13 protein-coding genes and 2 pseudogenes are annotated in these 18,977 nt (G+C 43.2%); 2 read left to right on the forward strand and 13 right to left on the reverse strand.

The window, feature by feature from the left end; all coding sequences use genetic code 11:
* Window positions 1–18: 18 nt before the first annotated feature.
* The 13 genes and pseudogenes from F6J90_RS24205 to F6J90_RS24265 all read right to left on the reverse strand — a co-directional run bounded on the left by F6J90_RS24205 (window position 19) and on the right by F6J90_RS24265 (window position 15,626).
* On the reverse strand, window positions 19–816 hold the full coding sequence (locus F6J90_RS24205; RefSeq protein WP_293099288.1) for a class I SAM-dependent methyltransferase: 798 nt from the start codon (window positions 814–816) through the stop codon (window positions 19–21).
* Between the two features lie 8 nt (window positions 817–824).
* Complete coding sequence (locus F6J90_RS24210; protein WP_293099291.1) at window positions 825–2,201, reverse strand: glycosyltransferase; 1,377 nt, start codon at window positions 2,199–2,201, stop codon at window positions 825–827.
* A gap of 758 nt (window positions 2,202–2,959) precedes the next feature.
* Window positions 2,960–4,552, reverse strand: coding sequence for a hypothetical protein (locus tag F6J90_RS24215; protein WP_293099293.1), 1,593 nt, complete (start codon window positions 4,550–4,552; stop codon window positions 2,960–2,962).
* A gap of 126 nt (window positions 4,553–4,678) precedes the next feature.
* Complete coding sequence (locus F6J90_RS24220) at window positions 4,679–5,725, reverse strand: glycosyltransferase family 2 protein (protein ID WP_293099296.1); 1,047 nt, start codon at window positions 5,723–5,725, stop codon at window positions 4,679–4,681.
* A 121-nt stretch (window positions 5,726–5,846) separates the two neighbouring features.
* Window positions 5,847–6,020 (reverse strand): hypothetical protein, encoded by a 174-nt coding sequence (locus F6J90_RS24225; protein WP_293099298.1) that lies wholly within the window; start codon window positions 6,018–6,020, stop codon window positions 5,847–5,849.
* 463 nt (window positions 6,021–6,483) lie between these two features.
* Window positions 6,484–6,906, reverse strand: coding sequence for a hypothetical protein (locus tag F6J90_RS24230; protein WP_293099301.1), 423 nt, complete (start codon window positions 6,904–6,906; stop codon window positions 6,484–6,486).
* Window positions 6,907–7,614: 708 nt separating this feature from the next.
* A pseudogene (locus tag F6J90_RS24235) lies at window positions 7,615–8,564 on the reverse strand (IS630 family transposase); the annotation flags it as partial.
* A gap of 102 nt (window positions 8,565–8,666) precedes the next feature.
* Window positions 8,667–8,897: pseudogene (locus F6J90_RS24240) on the reverse strand (helix-turn-helix domain-containing protein); the annotation flags it as partial.
* 188 nt (window positions 8,898–9,085) lie between these two features.
* A complete protein-coding gene (locus tag F6J90_RS24245; protein ID WP_293099304.1) occupies window positions 9,086–9,649 on the reverse strand; it encodes a transposase in 564 nt (187 codons plus the stop codon).
* The gene (locus F6J90_RS24250; protein WP_366513840.1) at window positions 9,580–10,395 is read right to left on the reverse strand and encodes a transposase; all 816 of its coding nucleotides are present in this window, start codon (window positions 10,393–10,395) and stop codon (window positions 9,580–9,582) included. The genes F6J90_RS24245 and F6J90_RS24250 overlap by 70 nt, the downstream gene beginning before the upstream one ends.
* A gap of 218 nt (window positions 10,396–10,613) precedes the next feature.
* Window positions 10,614–11,660 carry a DnaJ C-terminal domain-containing protein gene (locus tag F6J90_RS24255; RefSeq protein WP_293100735.1) on the reverse strand — a complete coding sequence of 349 codons (1,047 nt, stop codon included), beginning with the start codon at window positions 11,658–11,660 and terminating at the stop codon, window positions 10,614–10,616.
* 214 nt (window positions 11,661–11,874) lie between these two features.
* Entirely contained in the window at window positions 11,875–13,896 is a 2,022-nt protein-coding gene (dnaK, locus tag F6J90_RS24260) for a molecular chaperone DnaK (protein WP_293100738.1), read from the reverse strand.
* 326 nt (window positions 13,897–14,222) lie between these two features.
* Complete coding sequence (locus F6J90_RS24265) at window positions 14,223–15,626, reverse strand: transposase (protein WP_293099307.1); 1,404 nt, start codon at window positions 15,624–15,626, stop codon at window positions 14,223–14,225.
* Between the two features lie 371 nt (window positions 15,627–15,997).
* Between F6J90_RS24265 and F6J90_RS24270 the strand changes: the two genes are divergently transcribed.
* A complete protein-coding gene (locus tag F6J90_RS24270; RefSeq protein WP_293100741.1) occupies window positions 15,998–16,981 on the forward strand; it encodes an alpha-ketoacid dehydrogenase subunit beta in 984 nt (327 codons plus the stop codon).
* A 399-nt stretch (window positions 16,982–17,380) separates the two neighbouring features.
* A complete protein-coding gene (gene secD, locus F6J90_RS24275; RefSeq protein ID WP_293099309.1) occupies window positions 17,381–18,772 on the forward strand; it encodes a protein translocase subunit SecD in 1,392 nt (463 codons plus the stop codon).
* The last annotated feature ends 205 nt before the right edge of the window (window positions 18,773–18,977 follow it).

Genomic DNA, 18,977 nt, shown 5'->3' on the forward strand with positions numbered 1-18,977 from the left:
TGAGCTATTGGCTATCACTTAAATTACTTTTACTTTTTCTAGTTCAATCGTCATGAACATTCCCAAGTGAGCATTAAGGGGTGATAAAAGCCACTCCATAAATTGTACTAGACTAAAAAGGGCTGATGGGAGAAGTTGTCTCATAGACAATCCTCCACTAATCAGATATCTTAAGGGTGTATGAATTTTTATACTTCGTACTCTTAAACTAGGAAATTCTTCCCGAAAAAGTTCGCTATCTCGGTTAAAAATAATCCAAGGAATAGCCATATTTGCTCCTGACAATGGTCCCCCTTCTTCAAAACCCCAATAGCCCCGTGGATTAAATGGTTCATGGTGAAAATTATTATAAATAAACTTAGACCAACAAGTATTTGCTGGTTCGATCATGACAAGTTTTCCACCAGGCTTAAGGCAACGATCTGCTTCCCGAAAAAATTGTCGCGAATCTTTAATATGGTGCAATACATCAATCATCAGTATGGCACTAAGATCGTTATCTTCAAAGGGCATATCTAAAGCAGAAAAAACTAGCTCAACACCATCATAGGGTAAGACATCTGAAGTGATAATTTGAGAATTGTATTTTTTTAAGAAACTAGCACCACTACCAAGCTCCACAATTTTACCATCTGCTGGAATTGTCTGAATTTTCACTAATAACTGATGATAGAAACTCTTATAAGTTTTTCTAAGAAAGGGTTTGCGCTGAATTATTGCCCTTAATACATGGATGTTGTTTGGATTATCTAGATTGGTCATCTTAGATAACTCAGGAAGTCTTAATAAGTTAAGCATAGTAATCGCAGAAGTCATCTATATAATTAGGAAAACTTAATCTTCTTGGCTGCATAAGCACACATTTTAAAAAGTACCAACCCCTCCTTAAAGTGCTGAATATTCGAAGCGCCATAGGTTCTGGGCATATAACGGACGGGAATATCATTTATTTTTAAGCCTAACTTAGCAGCGCCGAATAATAAATCAAAATCGCCAAAAGGGTCAAAATCGCCAAAGTAACTCCGATTTTCGGCAATGCGGGAATAATTCTCTTTTGAAATTGCCTTGGTTCCACAGAGAGAGTCTTTGATTTTAGTATTAAGAAGATAGGAGAGTAGCCAGGCGAAGAAACGGTTAGCCATTCGATTCAACCAAGGCATAGTAGTACCATTTACTGGGTAAATGAGGCGGCAACCGTTAGCAAATTCACAGTATCCGGAAGCGATCGCCTCGAAAAAGTAAATTAAATCTTCTGGCTTAACGGTTAAATCGGAATCTAAGATAATGAAAACGTCTCCTGTTGCCATTTTAAAGCCTTGGCGAACTGCATCTCCTTTGCCTATCCCTGATTGTTGGACAACTTTTATATCCCATCGATCTTTATACTTTTCCTGAACCCGTTGAATTTCTGACCAGGTGTCATCTCTAGAGTGTCCCTCTACAAAGATGATTTCAGTATGTCGGCCTAATTTTGGCATCCGGGTGACGCAAGCTTCGATATTCCCTGCTTCGTTTCGTGCTGGAATAATCACTGAACAAGTCTTTTGCTGAATTTGGGTTTGGGCATCAGTATCTTTAGGCCGTAATCTAGCAATAATATACTCACATAAACAAAGTTGGTTGATAAAAGGCAAGGGCGCTATAAACCGATTTAAAAAATAGCTTATTAGTGGCACTCGCTTTGGAAAGAGTAATCTTTTCCCGTGATAAATAACTTCAAAGCCAGTTATTTGTAATAAATTTTGAATATCTTCCAGACTCAACCAGTTGAGATCTGATAAGGGCATGCGTTGCCGGATCAAGGTGGCAAATTGTAGAATAGGTTCCCATACAGGGTTTTGAAACGTCATGACCAAACGGCTATTATTATGGCAGGCTTTTTTTATAGAATGTAATGCCTTCTGTATATCCTCTATGTAGCTGATTGTATTGGCCAATAAAATATAATCAAATTTCTCTAGGGGTTTAAAATATTCTATATTCTCTACCTGAAACTCCAGTTCGGGAAAACTTTTCTGACTATCTTCGACGGCCTCGGAATTTCTATCAATTCCGAGGCCATAACTTGGATTAACAGCCGCTAATAAGTACCCCAAACGTGAACCAACCTCTAAGACAGAATAGCCAGGACGTGTTGAAAAGCGGAAAAACTTTTCTAAGTCTTTATAGTAGTAGAGATTTCGATTTCTCCATTTTTCCATCCAATTTTTATAGTTCATATCATCTAATAAAAATTATGGGCAGTGCTGTAGAAGTAGTGATGTTATGATTTACAACCGGTCTGTTAAGCAGTGCCTAAGGCAGCGCTTAATTATAATTGTGAATAAAATCCCAAATAGCCTCGATTTAAAGACATTGTCAAAACGCTGACATCATCTCTCTCAGCAGGTGGGAATTGCTGTCGAAACTGTTTCTGTGATCGGATTGAGTCGCGAAAGAGACTAACCTAAAAAGCTTACCCTATATTTACCCTCAGATTCTTCCTAAAATTCCACTATGTCTTTTGCTACCATGTCTTTTCCTGTTTACTATAGCGCTATTGTATAGTTTCTATCTGAGGTTAACACAAATTTTTAAATAGTGCTAGAATTTTCGGCAAAATTGTTACATAATTTAATTATCTTTGTTATCCTTATAGTTTTAGAGAGTTAGTTTTCTTTGTACTAGCGCTATAGTTAAGAGTTTGACTTGAATCAAATTATTATAGCGCCAGTATTTTACCGGCGGAGGCAAGCTATACCGCTTATTATATAGCGCTATATTTTAGGGAGAGAGTAGGAGCTGACCGATTCTAGCGCTATATTTAAACAGGTTGGGGAGGATTAAAAAGTGCGCTAGTATTTTTGAGAAGACATGATCTAATCACCACAAATTTAATAGCGCTATAGTTTGGATAAGCATTGATCACACAACACTTGACCACTGAGGCACTCAAAAAGATTTTCCCAGTTATATGATCTCAAAAACGCTGCTCGAACTTCAACCATTCATAATCATCCAAGGTTTGTACCTCATCACTTAGGTCAACCCACGGTTGTAATTGTCCTGCTTGAAAGGTACGGCTCATGACCACATAAATCGATGTCTGGTCACCACCAATTCCGACACTTTGTACCGACTTCCAAGACTTAGCTTGTAACTCATCAATGACCAACCATCGCTCACCTTGCCAATAAAAATATCGGCGAAAGCAGAAGGGAGCGTCTTTTTTACCAGTAATTAATAATTTCTGCAATAATTTCCGAATTAAATTGGGAAAGAAGCGTCCTATCGTTAACATCACTCCCCGCAGAATTAGTAAATTCATTGGAGTCATTTGCTTCTGTTTCGCCCATCCCAAGTTTCCCTCAATCAGAATTTCATCTTCACTGACTTTAACGTGATAGTCATCAATCAGATGACCGACGGCATTTTTTAATTTACCTCTGTTCTGTACTAGGAGAGAAAAATGGGTATCTGAAGCAATTAATTGATTGTCTCGAAATATCTTAAAAACGCCTCCTTTATTCAAAGCTAAATAAAGCTCTGTACCGCGACGGCGGTCAATTAGGATGTTGGCGTCTTTCAACCACACGCGACCACGGGGACGGGGAGTTGGTTTGGGTCGGTTGCTGACAAAATCCCGCCAAGATAGGAGATAATTCCAGGTATGGTGACCAATGATGTGATCATCAGCGTAACAGGGACCAAGACCATTAGCTAATCCCACCAAGAAGCGGTCATTAATCTCTAGGGCTTGTGGAAACCAGCGTCCTACTAATTCAAACCCATGGGGAAAAAAGTTGTAAGTGTTACGGCTAGTGTATTCTCCACCATAGGAACCATCGGGATGGATGAATTGTGCGGCTAATTCGACAGCTTTGATCAGAGCTTCTTTTAGGCGTGGGTCTAGTCTCAACAGATAAATCCTGGCTAGACAGGAAATCGTTAAGGTGTGGTAGCCTGGGTCGCAGCCTTCGTATTCTATAAACCAACCTTCGGGACTTTGCCAGGATAATACTTGCTCTAGCCTTTGCGATCGCGCTCTATCCCATTGATTGGTATGCAAGAGTTCCGATAGCAGGTCTAAACATAAGACAATCAAGGCTTGGTGGTTGCTCAGCTGTCCACTTTCCATGTGATGGGCTAGCCAATCTGCTCGTTTTTCAAAGAATTGTAAGGCAATGGGGTTATGGAGTCCCATGGCTTTGTAACTTTCGATGCTAGCCAATAAAGAAAAGGCGGCGGCTCCAGCAGCACGCTCATAGGGGAAATAATCATCACAGGAGCCATCGGGATGGGAACTGGATGCAGCAAAAAGTATCCCTGCTTCGACCCAATCGAGAATTACTGGTTGCTGGTAGAACGGGTTATCTGGGAAGTCGGTATGATAAGCTAGTGCTAGAGGCCAGACAAATTCCTGTGCCATCCCACTAGGAAAATCAATGATTTTATAGTGCCAGAAGTTACGGTCAAAGCAGCCGTAGGTGGGACTGTGGGGATTCCGGTCTAGGAGGGTGAGGATTTTAGGGATTTGGTTTAGGGCTTGACGGGCGAATAGGTCTCTGGTCATTATTTGCTGCTGAATGTGTCAATGGGTCAGTCCGAGAGTGATGGTTGTTTTCAGCCAAAAGCAGTCTTAAGAGCTTCCCACTATCACAAGTAGTCTTAAGAGCTCCCCACTATCACAATAGGATTTTTATCGATTCAAGAAACTATTGGCAAATTCTTCCCCTTCTCCTCCCTCTTCCCGGTTTTCCCGCTGTTGTTGATTTCCGGTTGGTAGCAAGTCAGGAGTGTGATTGGAGTCAACTTCCAATCGACGTAGTCGCAGTTGGATGTCTTCTAGAAGTTGACGATTGACTGCCATTAGGTCTGCCACTAAGCCAAATATCCACAGTTGAAAGCCCATTAGAATCAGAATAGCAGCTAAAACTAAGCTGGGTACGTGAGCTTTGGGAGTACCAGCGAAGTATAGGATTAACCAACGAATCCCCAGTAAGGTTCCTAGGGTAAATGGAATTGTCCCCAAGGTGATAAAGAATCTCAGGGGATTGTAGGTCATGGAGATTCGCAGGATAGTGATTAGCGATCGCTTAACATAGGCACTGATACTCTTGACTAGACGGGACGGGCGTAAATAGCGATTGGTGCGGATTGGGACAGAGGTGATAGCGATGCCTTTTTGTCCAGCTTGAATAATAGTTTCTAGGGTGTAAGTGTATTCATTAAAGACATTTAGCTTTAAGGCTGCTTCTCGGCTAAAGGCTCGGAATCCACTGGGAGCATCAATGATATTAGTATTGCTAGCAATTCGGACTACCCAACTACCGAATTTTTGTAGACACTTTTTAATAGGGGAGAAGTGCTTAATCTTCTGAATCGGTCGCGCCCCGATGACTATTTCAGCTCGACCTGATATAATAGGTTCTATGAGTTTGGGAATGTCATCAGCGCAGTACTGATTATCCGCATCGGTATTGACAATAATGTCCGCATCAGCTTTCAAGCAAGCTTCGATTCCTGCTATGAAAGCTTTGGCTAGTCCCTGATTGTGTTTAAAATTGACAATGTGGTCTACGCCATAAGAGCGGGCTACGTCTACGGTGCGGTCTGTACTGCCATCATTGATAATTAGCCACTCAACGGTATCTACACCCCTCAGTTGACGGGGAAGCACCGAAAGGGTAATCCCTAGGCTGTTTTCTTCGTTGTAGCAGGGGATTTGAATAATTAGTTTCGCCATCGATTGTGACGGGTTTTGCTTCAAGAATGGGAAAAACTCCGGTGCCTTTGATTATCGCAGACGCAGGCAAAAGAGTTTTGGTTTCTTGATTATGGTAGGTTATTGAGGATTATACCAGTTGTTAATGGAGAGTCAAGGGAGTAGGGAGTAGGGAGTCGGGAGTAGGGAGTCGGGAGTCGGGAGTCGGGAGTCGGGAGTCGGGAGTCGGGAGTCGGGAGTCGGGAGTCGGGAGTCGGGAGTCGGGAGTCGGGGAAGCAAAAGTTGTGTTTTTTACATATTTGTGATCATAAAGCAAATTAGAGCAATTTAATATAGCGCTATAGTTAACTAAAAATTATGCGATCGCAGAACTGCTGATGATAGTTTTACCACTATCGAATTTTGTGCTATCGATTGGTTTAATGGAAATTACGCGATTGGCCTACGGCCACGCTACGCGAACGAATTGCTAATCATGACTTGAGCAAAGCACAAATTTTGCGAAGCACGAATTTATGCGATTGGCCTACGGCCACGCTATGCGATCGCAAAACTGCTGATATGAGGGGGGTATGACAACCGGATTTAGTTTAATTATTAAAGTCGCCACGGGTCGCACCTAAAAGATACATGCTGTTTTGGACGGGACCTTAGACGTAGTTATAAGGGCTTGAGCTTCCAGAAAATCATTCGTAGGGTCAATTTGGGAGTTTATCTTCCCTAAGATCATTGGCATCAAAGCCTTATCTAGTAAGCTTTTCAGGGCTCATGTCACCCCCTCAGATAATTTCTCCTATCCACTCTAAGAAACCCACAAGAGAATCCATAACTTCAGGAGTGACTTCACCAGCATCTTCTAGTAATTCAATTGTCTCATCTCGGACTTCTCCTATTTCAGAAAAATTTTCAATAGTGACTTCACCTGTCTCATGTAGGACTTCAGATCCTATGTTAGTAAAATTTTCAATAAAATTATTTGCATTGGCTAATAAATCCCTTAGATAATACTCTAAAGTTTTTAGATTATCGTGTTCCATACTAAACATATCATTATTATTTTCAAAAACAATTTTTAGTGAATTTGTCATTATTTGATTATAACGTTTAGCCATAGATAAACCAATTTTTCGAAATTTTTGGCGTAACTTATTATCAAGATTACTTACACCTTTTTTAAACTCATCATTATTACTTACATCCACAACTGTATTAGCAATTTCAGGCTCTTCCAGGAGTCTAGCGACAACTCTTGCAATAAGTTGGTGACAACATAGCTAGAATGTCACCAATATATTCAAGGGTGGGTTTGATTTAGTTTCGTACTTCTGTTAGGGCTGCTTGGCCTAGAGAACAGGGTAAACGCATCTAATTTTTTTATTTCTACATATAGTGTTTATTGAATTGCATGAAAACTATATATAGAAAGTATATTCTCAATAAGCACAATAAGACCGGGTTTATTGAGAAATACCCCCGGTTACCCAACAAGATGCGCTTACCCTGCTACTTATCGGGTTTTACTATAGCGCTAGTTTTAATAAAAATTATCCAATTGCAATTGCATAACTGATCAGAGTTTTAGCCCTATCGAATTGTACTAAGCCCGCTATACTCAATTCATTATTAAGCGATCGCATTGCTAATCATTATTTGAGCGCTATCAGATTTTACACTACTATATTATTATGTGATCCCATTGTTTCTAATGAGTTTCCTAAATATCCGCGTTTACTAAGACCGCTAGAATTACTCCCAATTAAGGGATCACAGGGTGCATCTCAATCCATGCTGTTTAACACGGTGGGTGGAATGGGCATCTTGCCCGTTACAATCGGACGGACTGTTCCAAACTGGCTACCGCGAAAATCAGGGCTAGTCCATCCCTAACGCACCCTACTGGCGTGGCAAGCTTAATTTGATGCATTAGAATTGTCGGATTCAACATCTTCAAAAACAGCGATATTGATGCTTCAATTTAATTCGTGCATCTTGGGTTGTGAAATGCCAAATTACCTTACTAGCTGTGCGATTTCGTTCTTTTTGCCACGCATTTAATTCCGATGCTAGTTTCAAGGGATGTGGGAATACGTCGAGCCAGGCATTGTTTTGACAAAACACGCTCGTTCTATCTCGGCAACATTAAGCCAACTGCCATTACGAGGTGTATGATAAATCTCTAATCTTCTGGCCGTGTGTGCTTCTGCTGCGGGAAAAGCTTTGTAGAGAGAAGCGATGTTATGAGTATTGAGATTATCGCAGAGTAATTTAACAATGTTTGCTTGGGGATAGTCTACATCCAATAATTGCCTAATCTCTTCTGCCCAATCAATACTGGTACGACTGTCACGGTTACGTTCCTCTTCGCCATCCTCCCTGAGGGTCAAAGAACATAAATAAAGCTTGAGTCCCTTCGCGAGTGTAGTGATAATCCTCCTTGGCATCATGACCTGGTTGCATTTTAATTGGTTCGATTAGATGTCCAGTTAGTTGTATCGCTGCTTCATCCATACTTTTCAGAGGCTCACTTGGGCTATGTTGGCTGCAAAAGATATCGAGAACAACTTCCATTTCTGCCACGAAGCGGGCGTTCATCTCTTTCGGGAATACAAAAACGTTGTTTTTTCCATGGACGTAGTTGGTTTTTTTTAGATAGCTACGTACTGTTTCATGAGAAATTTCCGTGACTATTCCTCGTGTTTTCAATTCTTTAGTTAATAGCCTCAAGCTCCAGTGCGCTCTACCTAATGGTGGTGTGGAGCAATCATATTGCGATTAGTTGGGCAAATTGTTCGACCTTCAGTTTCGGTGGTAGGGGTTGGGAAATGCGCTGACGACGATTCAAGCTTGGTTCGATTCCTTGAGACGAAACCTTAGGGAGTGGAGCCTTAATTAACAATTTTCAACTCTTTTGCGCAAGAACCTTAAACTATAAAGGCTCCACTCCCTTACGGTAACTTCAAAGCTGTAAAAACCTTTTCCTTTTCCTGCCTACTGTGTTACGATGCACATTTAATGCCGAACTGATTTCTTCATCTGTCCATTTTTGTTTAGCTTGAGTACTTTCATCACACATCAATAAAACCTGAGCATGAAGTATTTTCTTTGTCGGTGCATGACCATTACGACTAATTCCTTCCAGTTTTTCTCTCTGGTCTGAAGTTAGAAAAACCATTACCCGACGACCTCTTCCCATATTATCCAGTTTGTTTTCTGTCTATTACACTATTTTAAGCTTGCCACGCCACTACAGAACATTTTCAAACAAAATAATAACGCCTGGGCATCAATTATTATTAAATAATCATGGGACTTGTCAACAATAAACACTCATCTTTGCTTCAGGCTTAAATAAGTGACATACTCCCGACGCCGAATCTTTGATTACGGCGCGGGCTTCTTAACCTCACGATTAAGAGTTTCTGCGTAGCACTTATCTAGGTACAAAACCCCCGACAGTACGCTATCAGCAGACAGTTTCCTTTCCCCAATTGTCCTTGGGTACTTATTGATTCCACGATTACGCATTACTTCGGCTGAAGCGACATCTCTATGGTTGGAATACCCGCATTCATCACAGGTATGCCAACGGATTGAGAGGTTATTATCCCACTCGGTTCCACATTCAGGACATTGCTTTGATGTCCCTTTATGGTCAACTTCTGCGAAAAACTTTCCTCGTTTCCAACATACCCATTTCAATAATTCTCTGAACTGACCAAAGCCAGCATCAAGAGAATGCTTACCCAGAAAGCCCTTTGCCATTACTCTGTAATCAATGTCTTCTACAAAAATTGAATCAGCCTGGTCACAGAGTTGATGTGCAACTTTAAGGTGAAAATCTTTACGGGTATTACCAATTTGGTGATGTAACCGTGCTACCTTGATTTGTGCTTTTTCGTAATTCTTAGACCGTTTCTTTTTTCGAGATGCTCTACGTTGCAGCAACTCGCGCGTTCCCTAGCGCCGTGCGACGGCGCGGGGTCGCTCGTCAATTTCAGCTCGCGTTGTAGGTCTATGAAAAACCTCGGTCTAGGAATCGTTAAATTATCTGATGTAGCTAGGAAATCAATCAACCCGACATCTACTCCGATTGCTCGTCCAAAAGCCTGGTTTTCCGGAACAGAAACATCAGCAAGAATTGTGATAACAACAAACCATTTTGTTCCTCGACATCTTGATACAACTCGTACAGTCTTGATTTGAAATCCTTCAGGGATTTCTCGATGTAATCTCAGATCTACAAGCCCAATCTTGGGTAGTTTGATTTGATCCCCCTTAATTGGATTAGTCGCAAACTGAGGAAACAAAAACGATTGATAGCGACCGTACTTTTTAAATCGTGGAAAACCTTTTCCTCTTTGTCTGAACGACTCCCAAGAAGTATGTAATCGCTTAATGACATCTTGAGTGACTTGAGAGTGAACTTCTTTCAAGTCAGATTCAGTCTTTTTCCATTGCGTTAACTGTCGCTTCTGTGACCTGTATCCGGGGAATGGAATGTCAGGCGACATGATATATTCCCTATTAAGCGAGCACCGATCAACTGCACACTTCCGACTATTCATCCAGTCCTTTAAGTCTCGCAGGCAACGGTTATAAAGTCGTCGGCAAGTTTCTAGCCAACTCAACATTAATTCCTGTTGAGCTGTATCTGGATAAATTCGATAAGTGTAGTTCATGATTAGTGCCATCAAAATATCTTAACACAAACCAGGTGAATGATAACTGTTAATTTACATAAACCCTGTCCCGGCTATCATCCCGACACCAAATCAAAGATTATGGTGCGGGGCTTCTCGCCGGGGTAGCTAAATAATTCATCGGTTGTTTTTCCCCGACTTATTCAGCAAGCCCTACCTAGGCATCGACTCTAACCATGCTTGTGGATGCTTGGATGTCAGCCTTTTTCCTAGACCGGTAAATCCTGGCGAGGATTAAAATTCTCAATCTGCCGTAGTTTTTCGTAGAGTTCTCTGACCTCCTCAGTGACTTCGGTGGGCACAACAATCTGAATTTCTACTACCTGATCCCCTCGTCCCCCCTCTTGATTGGGATAACCCTTATTTGCCAAGCGCAATTTTTGTCCTGACCTCACGCCACTAGGAACATTAATTTGCACTATACCATCCAAGGTTGGAACTTCTATTAAGTCACCTAATACTGCTTCAGCAGGTGTTACTGGTACTACACAAATCACATCCAATTCCTCTAATTTAAAGAAGGGATGAGGTGACACAGTGATTTTTAAATTTAAACATCCACCATCAATACCTTGACCTTGGAGCCGCACCAGGGCACCGGTTACCATCCTAGCAGGTAGCTCAACTTCTAAAGCCCGTCCATCTTCTAGGCGAATTCGCTCTCGACCCCCTTTATAGGCTTTTTCCAAAGGTAGGGTTAATCGAGCGTCAATATCTTGAGGTTGAGGTTTGGGATAAGGTTGAGGCTGAGGCGGGGATTTCGGTTGAGGTCTCAGACGAGAACTAACAGTGTAGGCTGTTTTAGTTTTCCCTGGTCGAAACGCACTGTCGGAACTTACCCGAGTCCCTGGAGGTGGGGTTGATGTTGCTTTTCTAGTAGAGCGGCGTCCGAGTAGTTGATCAACGAAGGTGTTAAAGTCCCGGTAATTGCCATAATCCTCTCCTTGGGCTGAACCACGACCATTGCCGTTCCAGCCTACATTTTTAATCAAACTAGCAGCTTTAGCCGCTTTTCTACCAAAATTCTTCTTCTGCCAATATCGGCTGAATTGGTCGTACTGCGATCGCCTATTCGGGTCAGAGAGAACTTCATATGCCTCACCAATATCCTTGAACTTGTCTTCTGCTGTCTTATCTCCAGGATTCAGGTCAGGGTGATACTGTCGAGCTAACCGCCGATAAGCCTTTTTAATTTCCTCGCTGGATGCCTCTGTGGGTACACCCAACATTTCATAGTAATCTCGATAGTTTTGCATAGTCATTGGTAATTAGTCAATTGTCAGTGTCTTGATGCACTCCCTCATCGGGGAAACCCCCGTATTAAGGGGCTGCATCGCTTTTTTGATCTATTCTTGATTAATGGTCAATTGTCAGTATTTTTTGAAGCGAAGAGCCCAGTTTGCTTTTACCTAAAGACTAACTGCTAATTAGTTGTGGCTACTGACTACTGACAACTAACTACTGACTAATTTAGAACCAATCATCATCCTCATCCCAATCATTTTCAAGGGGGTTTCTGCGATAGCGATCGCGAGTGGATCTCGATGAACTAGCCCCATAGGAGTCATAGGAGTCCCCCCCCCGGCGGTAATCCCGTTGAGAATATCTGTCTGTGTCACTATCTCCGGTGAAGGTGCGACGAATTGAGCCAAAGAAGTCATCATCCTCTTCTTCCTCATATTGCAGCCGTACCTCTCGCTTGAGCTCATAGAGGGCATCTTGTAGATCACCTTGAGCCCGATCAATAGCCCGGTCATCATTTTGGGCAACGGATTGACGCATCTCCTGAATTAAGCCTTCAATCTGACGCCGATAACCACTAGCAAACTGTCTACCAAAATCTAGGGCTACCTCCCTCAGTTGCCGTTCCGCTTCATTAGCCAAACTTTCTGCCCGATTGCGCTTTTCTACTCGTTCCCTTCGTTCCCGGTCAACCTGGGCGTATTCTTCTGCCTCACGAATCATTTTGTTGACTTCCGCCTCACTCAGGGTAGAAGCCCCTTGAATGGTAATGCTTTGTTCTCGACCAGTAGTTTTATCCAGTGCCAATACCTGCAAAATCCCATTGGCATCAATATCAAAAGCCACCTGAATTTGGGGCACTCCCCGTGGTGCTGGGGGAATACCAGTCAACTTAAACCGACCCAAGGACTTATTATCTGTTGCCATATCCCGTTCCCCTTGCAGCACATGGATTTCCACCAAAGTCTGATTATTTTGGGAGGTGGAAAAAATATCAGACCGCCGGACTGGGATAGTCGTGTTACGGGGAATTAACTTTTTCATCACCCCACCAATAGTTTCCAAACCCAAGGACAACGGGGTTACATCCAGCAATAGGATATCTTTGACTTCACTGTTGAGAATTCCTCCTTGAATTGCAGCTCCTACTGCCACTACCTCATCAGGATTAACGTTTTGATTTGGTGCCCGATCGATTAAGCTGCGCACCAATTGTTGTACCATAGGGGTGCGGGTCCCCCCTCCTACCAAGATCACTTCATCGATTTCCATAGGAGTTAAGCCAGCATCTTTGAAAGCTCGTTTTAGGGGTCTGCGCAAACGACTAACTAGATCCACACATAGCTCTTCAAACTGAGAGCGCTTCAGCCTAGTTTCTAGGTGTTTTGGACCATCTTCTGTAGCTGTGATAAAGGGCAAATTAATATCAGTTACACCCACCCCAGACAGCTCGATCTTGGCTTTTTCTGCAGCTTCAGTCAGCCGTTGTAGGGCTTGGCGATCCCGTCGCAGATCAATTCCTTCTGATTCCAAAAATTGCTCTGCCAACCAGTCAACAATTTTTCGATCAAAATCATTGCCCCCCAGTTGAGTATCACCACTGGTTGATAGCACTTCACACACCCCATCCCCCACCTCTAGGATGGAGACATCAAAGGTACCCCCACCCAAATCAAATACCAGGATGGTTTGGCTTGCCTCGAGATCCAATCCATAAGCCAAAGACGCTGCTGTTGGTTCATTAAGAATCCGCAGAACCTCTAACCCAGCAATTCGTCCAGCATCTCGTGTAGCTTGCCGTTGAGAATCATTAAAGTAAGCCGGGACTGTTATTACTGTCCCTGTTACCTCCTCTCCCAGGTAGCGGCTGGCCTCATCCGCCAACTTCCGCAGAATCATCGCAGAAATTTCCTCTGGGGCGAAGTCTTTTTTCAAGCGGGGGCACTTAATTCTCACATTACCACTTTCATCCCGACGAATGGTATAGGCAACCCGCTTCGACTCTGGATTCAGTTCAGCATACTTACGTCCAATATACCGCTTCACCCCATAGAAGGTATTTTGGGGATTAAGCACAGCTTGGCGGCGTGCCAATTGTCCTACAACCCTTTCCCCATCCTTACTAAAGCCAACCATTGACGGAGTTGTGCGCATACCTTCCGCATTAGCAATTACCACCGGCTTACCGCCTTCGATGACAGCCACCACGGAGTTTGTTGTACCCAGGTCAATGCCGACTACCTTGCCCATGCGTCCTTTATTCTCCTCAAGATGAATGCTGTCAACTCGTTCAATGAATTTCAACTACTATATATATAGATGATATTTTGGTTAAAATTGTATATAGCCAGTGGTTCGGTTTTCCGAAGCGTAGTCACCCTAGACCCCTGACGGTTGCAGTTATGGTAAGGTATGCCCCGAAGTGCTGAATCTATTCTATCCCTTGACTTCTTCCCCAATTTAGCGGAATTTCAAAGTAAGCATCGTATCATAATAGAGATTATGTTAGCAAACTCGAACATCGGGTTAAGTATTGACATCTCCCCCACTTAAAAGAAGGGGATTCTACAAGGTTATTACGTGGCGGGTTGAAACCGGGCCACTTCATTTCTTGTGCGATATGATCTACTCAATGAGCTGAACAGATCATATCGTGTTGGGAGTGTCAATGCTCCCCTACCCACCCTGGTCAGGTCAATACCTAACTGTGTGGCTACTTTTCGAGCTATATTGGCAGCACCGTTACAGTCTGCATTTACCAGCCATCCGGCAGAAGTCTTGTACAATCCTCGCTTCACCCTGAATCCTGACGGAAACCATCCGTTGGGTTTTTCACCGTGTTTTGGGAGGCTATCGTTATCAAGGTAAGACGCTTTGCTGGTATACGCTTCTTCGGTAACTGTTAACTTAATTCCATACTCTGGACAAAGCTGTTTCAGTCTTGCAATTAATCGCCCTGTGGGAATCAGTATGAAATTTTGATTACCACGCTTGCCCATATTAGAGCGATTCTTTTGTCCCTCGTTCCATCCAATTATTAGGTTACCAATGCGTTCGCGTAGCGTCGGCTTTGCCGAATCGTTTAGGCACCGATTGATAATGAACCTAGCGGCTTTATTGATCGCATCTCTGATCTGGTTGTTTCGCTTTCGTTGCACCCGGTCAAGGTTGGAATCCCAATAAAACTCAGGCTTTCCCTGCTTGTACTTGGCAACCAGACGGCAGTATCCCTGATTCATTGACTTGAGCTTCCGACCGTCAATAATCAGGCTTTTTCCATGGGTAGACACACCGGTCAGCCAATTGTCTCCACCATGATCAAAACTCCAAGCTTGGGTGTAGTCAAGATTCGGATTGCTAGTAATCGCTTCTTTGCCGTCGTCAATTACCCAGTCAATCCATAGGTCTCCCAGGTACGGGCGAACAGTAACCTCTTTTACCCAATCCGGATCTAAAAAATCTGGGGGATTCAGGGTGATTTCAGTGATTAAGTGCGGCTTAGTTTCTTTGCTAATTGAGGGGACAAAGTCACCGTTCTTGTAACTTAAGGCTTGGCGAGGAAAGGCAACAGCAGCTAGACCACCTTTTTTTCGATACCTTAACAGCCTTGGTCGGTCAACTTTTCCTTTATAATAAAGGCTTACTAGCTGGTTATAGCTGCTAATTGATTCCGCTACTGTTTTTAGGGTTTGTTGAGCAGACTGTGCAGCCATCCCTTTGTAATGAGGATTATCCTTGAGACTCCTGCAAAGTTCTGCGTAATTTGTGCTACATTTATATATTTTCCACCCATAAAACAGTTCGTCCCCACGCCAATAAGTGGTAAATGAATTTTCCTGTTGCTCTAGCTTGTTGTAATGATTCTGGCGAACGTAATAAGTTGCACAATTCGTTAGGCTATTAGCCTGTTCACATTGAAATATCCAAAAAGCCTTTTCTTCGTCTGTAAAATTTGCTCGAACTGGAATAGTTCTGTACAACTTTCATCACCTCCTTACCTCTATTATAGACACGACGGTTTAAAACCCGTTCTCCGTAGGAGACGCGGGGCGCGTTCGCGTCCGTTTCATCCCGGAGACAAAACCTTAGACAGGCTCGCCAATGAGCGTCGGCAGGTTATGGGTAAAAAGTTTAAATTAATTGAATAAGGCGAGCCTGTCTTACGGTAACTTCAAACCCTCCTTAAAAGAGAGGGGCTCTCACGTTCCCGAATATTTTGGTAGATTCAAGACTATTGATTAGCGCTACCACAGCTCAATCTGCCCGACTTACCTGTGGTAAACTTCCCTGTGCCTTATCCGATGGGTCTGGCAATGCTAGGATCACAGTAGCCCCCTATATTGAATTATTAATGGCAGAAACACTATTCTTTAATGCTCTGCGTGAAGCCATAGACGAAGAAATGGCACGGGATGAGACAGTATTTGTAATCGGTGAAGATGTTGGTCACTACGGTGGTTCCTACAAAGTTACCAAAGATCTGTATAAAAAATACGGTGACTTGCGGCTTCTGGATACCCCCATTGCCGAAAATAGCTTTACTGGTCTAGCTGTGGGTGCAGCAATGACAGGTTTACGACCAATTGTCGAAGGCATGAATATGGGGTTTTTACTCCTGGCATTCAACCAAATTTCCAACAATGCCGGGATGCTGCGCTATACCTCTGGTGGTAATTTTAAAATTCCCATGGTGGTTAGAGGTCCTGGTGGTGTCGGACGTCAGTTAGGTGCCGAACACTCCCAGCGTCTAGAAGCCTACTTTCAGGCAGTTCCCGGTCTCAAAATCGTTGCTTGCTCTACTCCCTACAATGGAAAAGGGTTGCTGAAATCTGCCATTCGAGATGATAACCCAGTATTGTTCTTTGAACACGTCCTGCTCTACAATCTCAAAGAAAATCTGCCAGAACAGGAGTACTTAGTACCCCTTGATAAAGCTGAAGTTGTACGCCCTGGTAAAGATGTTACCATTCTCACCTACTCCCGGATGCGTCACCACGCCATCCAAGCGGCTAAGCAGCTGGAAAAAGAGGGCTATGATCCTGAAGTGATTGACCTGATTTCCCTAAAGCCTCTAGACTTTCAGACCATTGGTACTTCACTGGCCAAAACCCACCGAGTCATTATTGTAGAAGAGTGCATGAAAACCGGTGGCATTGGGGCAGAATTAACAGCATCGATTAATGAGCGCTGGTTTGATGAACTCGATGCACCAGTGCTTCGGCTTTCATCTCAAGATATTCCCACTCCCTACAACGGGACTCTGGAAAATCTAACTATTGTCCAACCCCATCAAATTGTCGAGGGTGTGAAAAAAATGGTGGCTTTGCGGATTTAACTAAAAGCTTGGCAAAAGCCATGCAGGGGGCGTTGCTGATTGGTAGATGCTGGAGGTTAAAAAGATTCCAATTACTAAGTAAGCATACTAAGTAACCAATCCATGGAATATTTAAGCCTCCAGCCTTGAGAGTTCAGACTTTAGGTAAGCTATCAGCTATCAGCGTGTCGCGTATCAGCTAATGCGCTACAGATGGTGCTACTTGATGTGCTGATAGGCTATTGGGAAGGTACGGAACTTTTGAAGAAAACAAGTAAGCATTCGAATAATGCTGAGTGATGGAAAGCTGACGGCTGACCGCTGACGGCTGAATGCTTACGACTTTAGACTTTAGACTTTCTCAGTTACTACACTCGCCAAAACAGATTAAGATAGCATTTGTTGCGGCGGGTCGTAGTCATGCAAAAACAGCGTTCACTATTAGCCTTAATCCTAGTACTTGTAATTACAGCAATCATAGTACTGGTGCAAATTCCAATCCGGTTAGGACTGGATTTGCAGGGAGGGGCTCAACTCACAATTCAGATTAACACTACCGAAGAGATTACGGAAATCACGGCTGAGCAATTAGACGCAGTTAAAACCGTTATAGAAGGCCGAGTCAATGCCCTAGGGGTTTCTGAGTCGGTAGTCCAAACCGTTGGCAAAGACCAGCTTTTGGTACAGCTACCTGGTGTCAATGACCCGCAACAAGCGGAGCGGGTACTAGGGGGAACAGCACAGCTGGATTTTCTGAATCAAAAGATTGGTACAGAAGCACAGCTGCGGGTTGAACAGCAAGTGCTACAAGAACTACAATTCAACCAAGAAGTATTGCGCAACAATGGTGATGGAGATGCGATCGCAGAAAATCAAGCTGCTATCAATCGTAGTAACCAAGCCATCCTTGAACTATTTGAAAGTACTGGTCTGACTGGCAAAAACCTCCAAGATGCTCGTCCCCAACCTCTTCAAACTGGTAGTGCTTGGGAAGTAGCTATTCGATTTGATAGTGAGGGAGCTCAAAAGTTTGCTGAGCTGACCAAGAACATTGCCGGTACAGGACGCAGCATTGGTATTTTCCTCGACAATTTACTAATTAGTGCTCCGAGTGTGGCAGCGCAATATGCTGAAAATGGCATCAGTGGTGGTGCAGCAGTGATTACGGGTAACTTTGATGCCGAAAGTGCCTATGAATTTGCTGCCCAGCTGCGGGGAGGTTCCTTGCCTTTGCCAGTGGAAATCGTGGAGAATCGCACCGTAGGGGCAACCTTAGGACGAGATAGTGTTCAACGTAGTATCTATGCTGCTTTAGTCGGTCTGATTTTAGTATTAATCTTTATGGTGGTCTATTACCGACTCCCTGGCATCATTGCTGATATTGCTCTGAGTATCTACGCTTTACTGACCATCGCAGCATTTGCCCTACTAGATGTTACCTTAACCCTACCCGGAATTGCTGGTTTTATCCTTAGTATCGGTATGGCAGTTGATGCCAATGTGCTGATTTTTGAGCGGACACGGGAAGAATTACGTGCTGGTAAGACCTTGTATCGCTCAGTGGAGTCCGGGTTTTACCGAGCATTTTCTAGTATTTTGGATGCAAATGTGACCACATTAATCGCTTGTGCAGTACTGTTTTGGCTAGGCTCAGGTCTAGTTAAAGGCTTTGCCGTAACCCTAGGCATTGGGGTAGGAATCAGTATGTTTACCGCCCTTACCTGTAGTCGCACCCTGATGCTCGTGGCAGTTTTAGGACTTCCAGGGGTACGTCAGAAGCCAGAACTCTTCTGCCCTAATTTACCAACCTAATAGTTTAGAAATTAGGAACTAGAGAGTAGGAAATAGGAAGTAGGAAGTGTAATTCATGGTTATGGATAAAGCGTTTAGTTGACCATGATTTGGTTCAAATAAAAAACCTATTTCATCCTTCATCCTAGTTATGGATAAAGTTGTGGATAAAGTGTTTAGTTGACCATGCTCGGGTTTCATCAACAAAACGATTTCATAATTCCTA

This window comes from Moorena sp. SIOASIH, from assembly GCF_010671925.1.
Classification (GTDB): domain Bacteria; phylum Cyanobacteriota; class Cyanobacteriia; order Cyanobacteriales; family Coleofasciculaceae; genus Moorena.